This is a genomic window from Pseudomonas sp. C27(2019) (genome assembly GCF_008807395.1).
Taxonomy (GTDB): domain Bacteria; phylum Pseudomonadota; class Gammaproteobacteria; order Pseudomonadales; family Pseudomonadaceae; genus Denitrificimonas.
This window is the reverse complement of sequence record NZ_CP043320.1, coordinates 225,315-238,877: the sequence shown is the minus strand read 5'-3', so window position 1 is coordinate 238,877 and position 13,563 is coordinate 225,315. Positions and strand designations below refer to the sequence as shown.

Sequence of the window (13,563 nt, the reverse complement as noted above, 5' to 3'; positions counted from 1 at the left end):
CCAGCAGGCGGTAAATACTTAAGAGAGGCCCAGCCTGCGGATTTAAATCAGCAGGACATATCTTGCCTGTAACTCACGACACGATTACGGCCTAATTTCTTCGCTTCATACAGAGCCAAGTCAGCTTTTTTGAACAAATCAGTCAGCTGCTTTTCTTGATCTGTGAGCATAGCCAAGCCAATAGACACGGTAAAATTAATGCTTGCGCCTTCCGGCAAGCTGACTTTGCGTTCTGCTATGTTTAACCTTAAGCGTTCAGCCACTTCTAAAGCCTGCGGCAAAGACGTGTGCAGCAATAGCACAACAAACTCTTCGCCGCCAACACGGCCTAACAAATCAACTTCACGTAAGGTTTCGCTCATGGTTGCTGCAAGGTCTTTAAGTACTAAATCGCCCACCGCATGACCGTAGTTGTCATTAATTTTTTTAAAATAATCAGCATCGACCATTAAGGCTGCCAGTGGTACTTTGTGACGAAGCGCCCGCTTAAGCTCAACCTCACCCAACTCATAAAAGCTTCTACGATTACGGATACCAGTCAGTGCATCAATACTGGCTTGCTGCTCTAAAAGTATACGTTCCTGCTGTTCTTTTTGTAGGCGCAGTTGCCTGTGTACAGCCAAATAAGCACCTAGAAATGCCAAGCCGGCTATCATTAAAATAAACAGCGCCAGCAACGTGCGGCCCAAGGGTTGTTTTAAAAAGGAGTGTGAGTCAATGACGTAACGTGGCAGAAAAATAACCAGTTTCCACTCTGTGTTTGCATAGGATTCTTTTGATATTGATGGCTGGCGCTCAATACGAAAATGCGCTGGTCGACTATCCGAAAAATTCAGTGGCTCAACGCTTTGGTAGCGAAATATACCCTCTTTAGTTTCAAGCACACCTGACTTATTAGCGGCAACGACTGGCCAAGCATCAGGATAAAACTGAGCGAAGCCGCGATCAGGTCTACCTAAGTCAGCGCCCCACTCATTTTCTCGCTCATGATTGCTAAGCCAGTAGCCTTGATTGTCTAGCAACATACCTTGCTGGTCTGCTCGCTGACTCATAAGCTGACGAAAACGCACCAACATACCTTGTGCTAAATAATTAATCACCAGCACTCCAGCCCGATTACCTTGTCCATCAGTGAGTGGTGTAGCAAATCGTAGGGTCGGCTTGTGCGGTATTTCTAAAGCGCCTTGCTCCACATTTAGATCCATAGCAGAAATATAAATCTGACCAAGCGGCATACCGCTAGCCGCTTGGAAGTAGTAGCGCTGTGCTTTACTCTGCAGATTTTCTTTAGCAGTCGTTTGCCCTTGACCATCAACAAGGTTGACTCTTATTTGCTCTAGGCCAGAGTTATCCAGCAAACGAATTTGATCAAAACGATAGAATGACGTTGCAATCGTTTCAAACAACTGCTCAACACGCACCCGTTGTTCAACAGTGCCTTCTGCTAAGTACTCTTTTAGAGTATGAGACTGCACAATCAAATCAATCATGTGCAACTGCTCATACAATTCTTTTTGAAACATCTGCACAGCAGATGCAACAGATATTTCTTCCTTAGCCAACAGTTGTTCTTCTAGATTATTTTTGTATTGCAAGTAAACAGGCAAGCTAATTCCAAAGAAGATAACTGCTAGCAATAGGAAAAAAACAAAAAAACGTTTTAGGATTAAACCACTCACTTTAATGTTGGCAACTTGCGGCTTAGCTACATCCCGAGCAAAGTGACTTTTTGTCAATTTGTATATCCTTTTTTTTGAGCTTTTTTAAGAGCTGATCAGTGAGGCTGACTGATTTTAATGTTAGCAAAAACCTGCTTTAATTGTGGGTAAAGACTCATCTAAATACGCCCTTCTGCTCTGTACTTATGCAAAAGTTGAACGCTTTAACTGCCAAAGATGACTCAGTGCATCCGTGCATTGAAGTACTTTTAGTCGCACGCAGCAAGCAAAACCCCGCAGCATTAACTAGGTAAATGGCGTTCATATCTCCAAAGACCCAACCCTTGAGCCGCTATTGACAAGGCCAACAGGCAGCTTATAGCGTGCTGGCTAGCATGTACTCTTTTCCAGCCCTTAGACCAAAGACGTGCCATCTTTCTTAGCTTTGCGCATGTCAAATAGCAAGGCGCTGCACAAGGTCAGCAGCACCAAGCTGGACAGTACGGGCCATATCAATACATACACAGTTAATCCAAATGTCGACATGTTCACTCTCCTTAGACTTCTGCTTCTTTATGAAACTCAATCACTCGCTCATCAATCGTAGCGAAGTTAAAATCGGGGGCTTTGCTGCGTAAGGTCATCAATGTACAAATAATTGTGCTCGCACCATAGGCTGTGAGCGAGCTGAGTAGCACTGCGTATTCACGCAAGAAACCCACGCTGAAAAACACTAAGATCACTGCCGCGATGCTGCCTAAGATTAAACCGGTTATACGGCCAAAAAAAACCAAAGGCCATTAAACCAATCACCACACCACCGCCAACCGCCGCCAGCAGTTCAAAAAACAGCGCTAGCGCACCTTCGATGGGTAACCAGCTAAAACGCACCAGCAAGAACAACAAGAACGAGACAACAACTGACAGAGTAAATGCAGCATTAGTCACGCGATTCCAATACAAACTGGCAATCACCGGGAACACAATCGATCCCCACAGCGCGCCAACAAAGATCAGCAGCGACAAAATATCCAGCTTTAGGCTGGCAAAAACCACACCCAAGGTTGCGGCAACCACCATGGTAAAGCGGCCCACCCAGACCATTTTGGGCGGGTCAGGCTTGTTTTTAGCGATGTGTTTACCGTAAACATCGGTCATCACAATAGCGGCCAAAGCTGACAAGTCAGAATCCGCAGTGGATGACAGTGAACCAATCACCATGATAAACAGCATCGCCACCATCAACGGCGGCAGATAGGTCGCAGCCATTTGCGGAATCAGATTATTTAAATCGCCATCGATTGGCGTAACCCCTGCCAACAATGCCAGCAAGCCCAGCATACCTAGGCCAATCACAATCGAGCCGTAACCAATGGTTGCGGTAATAAAACTGGATTTAATTAAATCTTCACGCACAGCAAATAAACGCTGGGCAATGGTTTGATTGCCAATGGCATAGGCCAGTACCGCTACAAAAAACGGCGCGCCCTGTTCTAATATCGCTGTGGTGGAAAAGAAGTCTTGCTGCTCTAAGGTTAGATTCAGCATGCCTGTTTCAAACAGTGACGGCCCGCCCAGCTTAAAGAAAATCATCGGAATAATAATCACCGCAGCTAATATCATCGCGACCAGCTGGCCAAAGTCAGTAAATACCGATGCTCTAAAGCCTGACCACAACGTATAGGACAACACCCCAACACCAGCAATCATCACCCCTTGCACAAAGCTCAGCGGCGATAGAATACTCACCAGCGCGCCTGCAGCAGTGAAGTTGACCATTAAGCTGATCACGCTGCCGACCACATTTGAACCCGCTAAAATCATCTGACTGGACGTGCCATGCCGAGCGTGCATGATTTCTGCAAGGGTATGGGCGTTGGGGGCAAGTTTACGAAAGCGCCGCCCAAAGGGATAGATGAATAAAATCATCAAAGCGCCCCAAAAACCGTAATGAATCGCGCCAGAAAGACCGTACTTATAAGCGGAACTGGCTGCCGCATAAAAAGATGCCGCCCAAATCCAGGTCGCCGTCATACTGGCCGCCGACATACCATAGCCAACTGAGCCATTGGCTGTCATATAGCCATCTGCATTTTCTTGTCTTTTTCCGATGCGCAGGGTTAAAACAAAGGTGGCACCGTAAAATCCAAGCAGGATCAACAGCGCAGCACTGGTTGTAAACTGAAACATTTTTACTCCTTATGCCATGAACGTCACAAGCAGAGTGTGTACAAAACGTGCAGCTAAGGCATGCAGAGCATTGCCACGATAGTGCTGGCTAAAAACCGTCAAAATCAACCGGGGCGTAAAATCCCACAGCGATGAGCGGCTATGTTCGGAAGAACAGCAAATACTGTCTGTTTATGTTTCGGGCAGCAAGGCACTATAACAGGATTAAAACTTATAGCATAAGGTGATCAGCTATAGCGCTCTGATAGCCAAACACTAAAAGATCAATTTATGTTGAACGGCGTAGCGGCCGCGTCCAGCGCTCTGACAGAATCACGCCAAAAAGCGTCAAGCCACCACCCACAGCATGATAGAGCGCCAAACGCTCGGACAACACCAACGCAGCGATAATGATGGTCAAAATGGGCATCAAATTAAAAAATACCGCAGTACGGCTGGGGCCCAATGAACGGATCGCACGCATCCACGCCAAGGGCGCAGCAATGGAGGCGAACACGCAAGCAAACAACACCAGCGGCAGGTTGGCGCTGTTTAACCCAGCTTTTTCAGAAAACCAAAACAGCGGGAACAGCACAACGATGGCTACCAGTATTTGCAAATACAGCAACTGCAGCGCCGGAATATCCATCTGCCAATACTTTAACAAGGTGCTGTACAACGCATAGGCCAAGGTCGCAATTAGCATCATGGCATCACCCATATTGATGCCCTGCTCGGTTAAGTTGCGCAGATCACCATGACTGACCACCAATAGCACGCCTACAAAAGAACACACAGCGCCCAGCAATGCGCCTCTGGTTAAACGCTGACCCAAGGCCACAATCGCCATACCAAGGGACATCATCGGCATCAACGATAAAATAATCCCCATATGCGTGGCTGAGGTTTTCGGCACAGCAAAGTAGGCCAGACTCTGGTAAATCACCATCCCCAGCACACCTAATACGAAAATTTTCAACAGGTGCGGGCGAATAGCGCTCCAGTTATGCAGCAGCGCAGGCAAAATAAAGGGTGTAAACAACACGCCAGCAAACAGCCAGCGATAAAATCCCACCTCTGCAGGAAAAATCACACCGACCGTCATTTTATTCACGACGGTATTGGCTGACCAAAACAAAACCGCCAGCAATGGAAAATCATACTGCACAGTAAGCGTCCTTCTAAACCAATGTGCCGTTATCGCTCAGTCCGGTTAAGGAGCCATATGAAAACCCAGTCTCTTAACCTCACTTCACTCATACCTGCACACTATTGAAATACAACCAATAAAAAAACGGCTGACGCAGAATGCTGTCAGCCGTTTTAGTCATACAGTACAACAAAGTCACTGCATCTGCTTACATACCCAACAAGTTTGGTAAGCCCATCGAGACGCTTGGCACATAGGTGATAACCATCAAGAAGGCCAACAAAATCATCAGCCACGGCAATGCAGCGCGGATAACCGCTGACAAAGGCATTCCCGTCACTGCCGAGGTCACAAACAAGTTAAGCCCCACCGGCGGTGTGATTAAGCCGATCTCCATATTCACCACCATAATGATGCCCAGGTGAATCGGATCAATGCCCAGCTGTACTGCAATTGGAAACAAGATGGGTGCCAAAATCAAGATGATCGCCGACGGCTCCATAAATGCGCCAGCAATCAGCAAAACAATATTGACCACCAATAGGAACATCCAAGGCTGTAATCCCGCCTCTAACACCATCGCTGTAATTTGCTGAGGTATTTGCTCTGTGGTTAAGACATGCGCAAACAGCATGGCGTTGGCGATGATAAACATCAGCATGATAGTGAGTTTGGCGGACTCCAGCACCACCTTAGGCGCTTCACTAATGCGCATGTCTTTGTAAACAAACAACGCAATAAAAGCAGAATAGACAGCAGCAACCGCGGCGGCTTCAGTCGGAGTAAACATCCCCGAATAAATCCCACCGAGGATAATCACCATCAACAACAAGCCCCAAACGGCTTTGCGTGCGGCACTCATCCACTCCCTGACGGTCGCACGCGGTAATGCGGGTAAGTTTTTCTTCACCGCAATAATGTAGATAGCCACCATTAAAGCAACACCCAGCATGACACCTGGCACCACACCTGCCATAAACAAGGTGCCGACTGATGTTTCAGTCGCTGCCGCGTAGACAACCATCACCACCGACGGCGGAATTAAAATACCCAGCGTACCCGCATTGGTGATAATGCCTGCAGCAAACGGCTGCGGATAACCCGAGCGCACCATACCTGCGATAGCAATCGAACCCACTGCGGCAACAGTCGCTGGACTTGAGCCAGACAATGCGGCAAACAACATGCAAGCCAATACCGCACCAATGGCTAAGCCACCACGAATATGTCCGACACAGGCGTTGGCAAAATCAATTAAGCGCCGTGCCACACCGCCGGTGGTCATAAATGAACCGGCCAGTAAAAAGAACGGAATAGCCAGCAAAGTGTAATGCTCACTGGTTTCGAAAAGCTTAATCGCTAATGAGCGCACCGAGTCAGGACTAAACATCATAATGGTGATAGAGCCCGCCAACCCCAGCGATGCGGCAACTGGCACACCAATAAACATCAGCGCAAATAACGCTAAAAACAGAAACAGAATTGTCATTGCTTGGACTCCTCTGTCTCTGACAGCTTCATCGCATCTGCAGCTTCGTCAGCCAAGCCCAAGCCCACTTGCTCATAACGAAGAATACGCACTAAAATTTCTAAAAACCGAACAAACACTAAGGTAAAACCAATAGGTACAATGACCGCAATATGCCACTGCTTAATACCAAACTGGCCTAAATCATCTGCGCCAATACCTGCGCCCATTAATGTTGAAATCCACTCAAAACTCGCCACACTCAACAAGCCAGCGTAGCCCAAACTAAAAATGCAGGCGATGATCGCAATAATTCGCTGCGTGGGACGTGAAGCCAGCTTAACCAAAGCATCAACACCGATATGCCCACCAATACGCACGCCATAAGCTAAGCCAAAGAAAATCAGCCAAGCAAATAATGCCTTAGTTAAAGCATTACTCCAGGTCATGGTTTGCACAAGATCTAAAATAAAGTCGCCAATACTGTAGAAAAACTCAGATGCGCCTTCAGAGCGCTCTGAAAAATACTCACCGATACGGTAAAAAAGGGTATAAAAGTTATTCAAAATCACATAAACAAAGGTGACTAACGTCATCGCCGTCAGCAAAAAAACAATAAAACCTTCTTCGAAGCGATCCCAAATCAGGCGCACAGCATTCATAAATATTTCCCCCGAAACGGATAGCACAACTAACGTGTCATCAAGCAGTTTTAAGTCGAGCTCCACGCAACCCTTCGGCTGCGTGGAGTTTCAACGCATTACTCTTGGTTAGCTGCTTGCGCTGCTTTGATGCGCTCAGCCCCGATGTCTTTTTCGAACATCTTCCAAACCGGCTTAACCTGATCACGCCATTGGTTACGCTGCTCTTTAGTCAAGGTAATGATTTCAGTTTTGCCACTATCAATGATTGACTGTTTGTCACGCTGGTTAATCTCTTCAGCATGCAGGTTCACCTCGACAGTGACTTCATCCATGATTTTATTCAGCTCAGTGCGAATATCAGCTGGTAAATCATTCCAGAATTTAGTGTTGGTAATCACCATATAGTCGAGCAAGCCGTGGTTAGACTCGGTGATGTACTTTTGCACTTCATGCATTTTTTGCGAGTAGATATTGGAGTATGGGTTTTCTGCACCATTGACTACGCCGGTCTGTAGGCCTTGATACACCTCAGCAAAGCTCATTTTGCGTGGGTTAGCACGCAGCGCTTTAAACTGCTCATCCAATACTGCAGAAGCCTGTACGCGGAACTTTAAGCCGCGCGCATCTTTTGGCGTGCGCAGTGCTTTATTCGCCGAAAGCTGCTTCAAGCCATTGTGCCAATAGCCTAAGCCGGTGATGCCTTTATCTTGCATGCTGCTCAGCAGCTCTTGGCCGACAGGACCTTTTTGGAAGCGATCAACGGCTTCAATATCGTCAAACAGGAATGGCAGGTCAAAAATCTGGATAGGCTTAGAGTAATGTTCAAACTTTGCCAATGAGGGTGCAATCAGCTGCACATCGCCCAGCAACAACGCCTCCATTTCTTTACCGTCACCAAATAAGGACGAGTTGGAATACACTTGCACTTCAACTTGGCCCGGCAAGCGCTCTTCAGCAAGTTTTTTAAATAGTAGCGCACCCTGCCCTTTTGGCGTGTGCTCGGCTACAACGTGAGAGAATTTGATAACAATCGGCTCAGCAGCACTTACTAAGCCAGCCAGTCCCAATGAAACAGCACAAACCAGTGCTTTAGCGGTCATTTTAAGCATTAAAATTTCCTCTTTCTTATAGATAGTCAGTGCCGCACAGTGCGACATATCATGTTGCAGGCCATGAGAAAACTCATGCAGCGGACACATAAGGCAAATTACATACCCAACCGCAAAAGATGCGACTAAAGTCGATAGCAGCTGCGTTAATACTGCGCAGCAGAGGGGTTAAGGCACTAAAGAGTGCGCGTTCTAACTGGGAGCTGGCGGAAAACCGCCAAACTTATTCATCTAATGGCGAGTTTTCGCCAGCACTGGCAAAGCTCAAACCATATTTGCGTAATTTATCGTGCAAAGTTTTACGCGGCAGTTGCAAAGCTTCGGCTACTTCACGCAGCGATTGGTGCGGGTTGAGCAATTCACTGGCAATTAAGCTGCGCTCATAGGCTTCTACCTGCTCGCTTAAAGGCATGCCCTCAGTAGGCGATGCTATAACCTGAGCTGCTGGGCTAATAGCCAAATCAAGGCCTAGGGCAAAGCGCTCTGCAGCATTTTGCAATTCACGTACGTTGCCTGGCCACTCATGTCCCAGCAGGAGTGCACGAGTCATCGGCGTTAATACAGGCTCGGCCATCGCATGCTTTTCGCTTGCCACACTAACAAAGTGCTGAAACAGCGGTAAGATATCTTCACTGCGCTGACGTAAGGCAGGAATATTAATCTGTGCAACATTCAAGCGGTAATATAGATCTGTACGAAAACGGCCTGCATCAGCAGCACCTAGCAGATCTTCTTTAGTGGCAGCAATCACGCGTATATCTAACGGGATCAGCTGATTGGAGCCAACCCGCTCAACCGCCCGCTCTTGCAGTAAGCGCAGCAACTTCACCTGCACATCAAGGCTCATACTTTCTATTTCATCAAGAAAAACAGTACCGCCATTGGCATATTCAAATTTACCGATACGGCGCTTTTGCGCACCGGTAAAGGCACCACTTTCATGGCCAAACAACTCGCTTTCAATCACTGATTCCGCCAGTGCACCGGCGTTAATCGCCACAAAAGGCGCATCGCTACGCGAGGATAGGTCATGCAACGCGCGCGCCACCACTTCTTTACCGCTGCCCGTCTCACCTAAAATCAACACATCCGCTTGAATCGTTGCCAAAGCACTGACCTGCTCACGCAAACGCTGCACACTCGGTGACTGCCCTAATAAACGCTCACCTAGGACTCGTTGCTCGGCTAAAGCAAGGCGTAACGAGCGGTTTTCCAAAACCAAACGCCGCACCTCTAAAGCGCGACGCACACTATCGAGTAGTAATTCACTGGCAAAGGGTTTTTGTAAAAAATCATAGGCGCCATTGCGCATCGCCTGCACTGCCAGCGGCACATCACCATGCCCAGTGATCAAAAGCACCGGCAACTGCGCATCGAATTGCTGCAGTTGCTCTAACAACGCCAGCCCATTCATGCCCGGCATGCGAATATCAGTCACCAACACGCCCGGCCACTGCGCTGGCAAAGCCTCAAGAATACCTTGCGCACTGCCATAGGCCTGCACGCGCAATCCAGCTAGATCAAAGGTTTGCGACAGAGCCGTACGCAAATGGATATCATCATCGAGCAACAGCACATCGGTTTCATGACTGATCTGCATCATTGAAAACGGTCCTCATTCGAGCGCAAATTCATCGAGGATGGAATCTCGCGCAGATATAAAGTCACTTGGGCACCGCCTTCTGGGTGGTTAGCCAACAATAAACGTCCTTTTAGCGCTTGCATCAAGGTTGCACAAATCGCTAAGCCCAAGCCTAAACCACGCGCACTGGTTTTCGTGGTGTAGAACGGTTCAAACGCCTGCTGCAATGCTTCTTCACTAAAACCTGGGCCATTATCACGCAAAACCAAGACCACCCAGCCATCGTGCACCTGAGTATTGAGCCAAATTCGTCGTGGCGTAGCCCTCTCACTGAGCGCATCCAAGGCATTGCTGATTAAATTACTGAGCACTTGGCGCAGGCGCGTCTCGCCCGCCTCCACCCATAAGGTGGCGTCAGGAATATCACGAATAATTTCGATTTGTAAGCTGCGCTGACGGTTGGCAGTCAGTGCTAAAGCATCATCGATAGCGGGTTGCAGCGCCACATGCTCTGAGGCCAAACGATCACGACGCGCAAAGGCACGCAAATGACTAATAATTGAGGCCATACGCTCGGTCAGTTGCGCGACTAAATCTAAATTATTTCGCACATCAACAGTACGCTGCTGGTCCAATAAAATTTTCGCATTATCGGTATAGCTGCGAATCGCAGCCAAAGGCTGATTTAACTCATGACTGATACTGGCCGACATAATGCCTAGCGCTGACAGCTTTCCTGCTTGAACAAGCTCATCCTGCGCGCGCACCAGCTCTTGCTGAGTAGACTCACGCTCCAGTACTTCTTGCTTAAGCCGAGTATTAAGGGTTTGTAAATCTTGGGTACGGGTACGCACGTTTTCCTCCAGCACCCGTTTAGCATGCGTATCCATAGCAATACGCTCAAGATAATGGCGGCGGCGCTGCATCAACAAACCAAAAATCAACAACACAGCCAATAACGATGCCGCCGCCACTGCCATCGCGGTACGCACCGGTTCATTGACCAAACGTTGCGGCGCTAAAATACTCACATTCCAACCAATCTCATCCAGTGGCTTGTCCAAAATAAGCCAATCTTGTGCTTTGAAATCCATCCTAGCCGGTTTGATCGACGTATATGGCTGATGCTGTACCACGCTGCGCTGCTCTTGTGCAGTCAGCTCTCGCGTGGCAGTAAAGCGCCAATCAGCGTGCGAAGTCAGAATCACCACACCATTTTTATCGGTCACCACGAGCTGCTCGGGTGTTTGCCCCCATAGGGTTTCAGTGAAATCCAGATCCACTTTCACCACAATCACACCCACCATTACACCATCGGCGTACACCGCACTGCCAAAGTAATAACCACGCTTTACAGAGATATTTCCTAAGCCAAAAAACACCCCCGTATCACCCTGCAGTGCGTTACGAAAATAAGGGCGAAAGGCAAAGTTATTACCAACAAAACTGCGCTCTGCATCCCAGTTGGATGCCGCCAGCGTTAAGCCTTGTACATCCATCAGATAAATCACATCAGCACCAGTCTGCAGCTGAATTCGTTTAAGTAATTGATTGGCCGTCTGCTGCGCATGCTGTTCAGTCGGTGCTAACAAGACCTGCTGCACATCGGGTAAGCGCCCTAAGATCTGCGGTAATACTTCATAGCGCTGCAAGGTTCCCAGCAGGTTAGCGACAAACAAGTCTAGGGTTTGCCCATTCTTACGCTGCAAGCCTTCTAGATAATAGCTTTCTACCAAGCGCTGAATCGGCCAGAGCACGATTAGAAAAAAAAGCGCCAGCCATAATAAGTTACGCCAGCGTGGTTTTGCCGATGTCATGCCACTCCCCTTTGCATACTCTACTTGCTGCGCATGCTCAGTGCGTTACTCTGCGTCTTAGATGGACTGTTATTTAACCAGTAATTTAATCAAGGTTTTCACATATTCAGGCAACGCCTGCGAGTCTCGCACGACAATGCTGCGCTCACGCAGCGCCCAGGGTTCATCCAACTGAATGGTTTTAAGGTTCATGGTTTGTTTATGCCGTAACGCCGAAGACTCCGGCATGATACCTATACCCACACCGGCTTCAATCATTCGGCACATCGACTCATAACCAAACACTTGAATACGCACATTAAGATCACGCTGCAAGCTATCAACTTGATTTTTTAGAAAACGTAACAGGCTCGAACCTTCTTGCAAGCAAATGTGTGGATAATCCAAAGTCTCTTCTAAATGAATCGACTGCACATGTGCGAGTGGATGCTCACTATTGGTCGTGAGCACTAAACGGTCAGTACTGAAATGAATCACCTCAAGACCTTGCGCCTTAATCGGGCCAGCGGTAATGCCAATATCACTGGCACCTTCAGCCACACCGCGCAGCACTTCAAGGTTGACCCGTTCTTGTAAATCAATGGTCAACTGCGGATGCTGCACCATCAAGACGGCCAAGGTTTCCGGTAAAAAATCAGTGACCGCCGTGGTGTTGGCAAAAATGCGTATGTGCCCGACTTGCTGATCACTAAATTCTGACAGCTCATTTTGCAAGTACTGCACTTGGCGCAAAATAATCCGCGCATGCTTGAGCAAGGTCATCCCTGCCGAGGTCAGCTCAACACCTTGTGAGTCGCGATACAGCAAACGAATACCGACCTGCTCCTCAAGTTTTTTAATTCGGTTACTGGCCGCAGCGGTAGAAAGAAACGACTTACGCGCGGCTTGGGTGATGCTTGGTGCTTCCGAAATATTGATAAACAGTCGTAAATCAACAAAATCAAAGTGCATGATGACGTTCCTTAAGCGTTAAGCAAAAGTTAACACCCCGTTAGAATAAAGCAGATATACAAAACGCCAAGCAGTTTGTCATGATGCCGTCGTTAAAAACAGCCCATGTGTTAATTAGCGCCACGCAAGCAATACAACATCCTACTGCCCTCGCTAAATAACACACAGCTTAACTGTACAGCTCATTCATCGCCTGAAAAAGGTATGGGATAACGTGATCGATTTTATTATTAATATTGTGATTGGCGGTCTACTCGGTGTGTTTGGCGGCTTGCTCGGTATCGGCGGTGGACTCTTTGCTATTCCCACTCTGAGCTTGCTTTACGGTATGGATCAACAATTAGCGCAAGGTACAGCGCTAGCCATGGTCGTACCCAATATTGTGCTGGGCATCTACAAGTACCATCAGCGCAATAAAATCAACTGGAAAACAGGCGCACTCTTGGGCTTATGTGCCTTTGCCTTATCATGGTTTGGTGCGCTGGTTGCGATTGATTTAGATCACCGCACGATGCGCAAAATCTTTATCGGCTTCCTGATTTTTATTGCAATCTGGACTGTATTACAAATGCTTGCTAAGCGCGCCAGCAGCAATTTACAGCAACTGCCCTGGCCTTATTTTGCGGGCCTAGGCAGCATCTCTGGATTTTTTGGCGGCCTCTTTGGCATTGGTAGCGCGGTGATTGCTACACCCGTGTTAACCATGTTTTTTGGTGCCAGCCAAGTCATCGCTCAAGGCTTGTCTCTGGCAATTGCCGTACCAACTACCGTAGCAACCTTAGTCACTTACAGCGTGCACGGGCAAGTCGATTGGAGCACAGGTTTTGCCATGGCCATTGGCGGTGTCTTAACCATCAGCTACGGCGTTCGTGCTGCTCACAGCTTGCCGCAACATCGTTTGAAAATCATTTTTAGTGTGTTTGTCTTGATCAGCGCCGCCCTGTTATATGGGCAACTATAAGACACTTGAAATCTGTGGTTTATGAGCATTGCACCCATAAACCACAGTGCAACT

General features: G+C 47.9%; 12 protein-coding genes. 1 reads left to right on the top strand and 11 read right to left on the bottom strand.

All coding sequences use genetic code 11. The features are described 5' to 3' along the window. Window positions 1–47: 47 nt before the first annotated feature. The 11 genes from FXF61_RS01150 to FXF61_RS01110 all read right to left on the bottom strand — a co-directional run bounded on the left by FXF61_RS01150 (window position 48) and on the right by FXF61_RS01110 (window position 12,548). Window positions 48–1,736, bottom strand: a complete 1,689-nt coding sequence (locus FXF61_RS01150; protein WP_151183543.1) for a sensor domain-containing diguanylate cyclase — start codon at window positions 1,734–1,736, stop codon at window positions 48–50. 336 nt (window positions 1,737–2,072) lie between these two features. Continuing rightward, complete coding sequence (locus FXF61_RS14955) at window positions 2,073–2,204, bottom strand: putative transporter small subunit (RefSeq protein ID WP_218571821.1); 132 nt, start codon at window positions 2,202–2,204, stop codon at window positions 2,073–2,075. 11 nt (window positions 2,205–2,215) lie between these two features. Continuing rightward, on the bottom strand, window positions 2,216–2,371 hold the full coding sequence (locus FXF61_RS15065; RefSeq protein WP_256663476.1) for a hypothetical protein: 156 nt from the start codon (window positions 2,369–2,371) through the stop codon (window positions 2,216–2,218). After that, complete coding sequence (locus FXF61_RS01145) at window positions 2,364–3,848, bottom strand: sodium:solute symporter family protein (protein WP_256663475.1); 1,485 nt, start codon at window positions 3,846–3,848, stop codon at window positions 2,364–2,366. The genes FXF61_RS15065 and FXF61_RS01145 overlap by 8 nt, the downstream gene beginning before the upstream one ends. Before the next feature lie 268 nt (window positions 3,849–4,116). After that, window positions 4,117–4,995 (bottom strand): DMT family transporter, encoded by an 879-nt coding sequence (locus FXF61_RS01140; RefSeq protein WP_151183542.1) that lies wholly within the window; start codon window positions 4,993–4,995, stop codon window positions 4,117–4,119. 190 nt (window positions 4,996–5,185) lie between these two features. Next, on the bottom strand, window positions 5,186–6,466 hold the full coding sequence (gene dctM / locus FXF61_RS01135) for a C4-dicarboxylate TRAP transporter large permease protein DctM (RefSeq protein WP_151183541.1): 1,281 nt from the start codon (window positions 6,464–6,466) through the stop codon (window positions 5,186–5,188). Next, on the bottom strand, window positions 6,463–7,107 hold the full coding sequence (locus FXF61_RS01130; RefSeq protein ID WP_151183540.1) for a TRAP transporter small permease: 645 nt from the start codon (window positions 7,105–7,107) through the stop codon (window positions 6,463–6,465). The genes dctM and FXF61_RS01130 overlap by 4 nt, the downstream gene beginning before the upstream one ends. 98 nt (window positions 7,108–7,205) lie before the next feature. Continuing rightward, the gene (locus tag FXF61_RS01125; protein WP_151183539.1) at window positions 7,206–8,198 is read right to left on the bottom strand and encodes a TRAP transporter substrate-binding protein; all 993 of its coding nucleotides are present in this window, start codon (window positions 8,196–8,198) and stop codon (window positions 7,206–7,208) included. Between the two features lie 223 nt (window positions 8,199–8,421). Further along, window positions 8,422–9,801 carry a sigma-54 dependent transcriptional regulator gene (locus FXF61_RS01120; protein ID WP_151183538.1) on the bottom strand — a complete coding sequence of 460 codons (1,380 nt, stop codon included), beginning with the start codon at window positions 9,799–9,801 and terminating at the stop codon, window positions 8,422–8,424. Then, entirely contained in the window at window positions 9,798–11,597 is a 1,800-nt protein-coding gene (locus FXF61_RS01115; protein ID WP_151183537.1) for an ATP-binding protein, read from the bottom strand. The genes FXF61_RS01120 and FXF61_RS01115 overlap by 4 nt, the downstream gene beginning before the upstream one ends. Window positions 11,598–11,666: 69 nt before the next feature. Then, window positions 11,667–12,548 carry a LysR family transcriptional regulator gene (locus tag FXF61_RS01110; protein WP_151183536.1) on the bottom strand — a complete coding sequence of 294 codons (882 nt, stop codon included), beginning with the start codon at window positions 12,546–12,548 and terminating at the stop codon, window positions 11,667–11,669. Between the two features lie 214 nt (window positions 12,549–12,762). Here FXF61_RS01110 and FXF61_RS01105 point away from each other — a divergent pair, with 214 nt between their 5' ends. Beyond that, on the top strand, window positions 12,763–13,509 hold the full coding sequence (locus tag FXF61_RS01105; RefSeq protein WP_151183535.1) for a sulfite exporter TauE/SafE family protein: 747 nt from the start codon (window positions 12,763–12,765) through the stop codon (window positions 13,507–13,509). The last annotated feature ends 54 nt before the right edge of the window (window positions 13,510–13,563 follow it).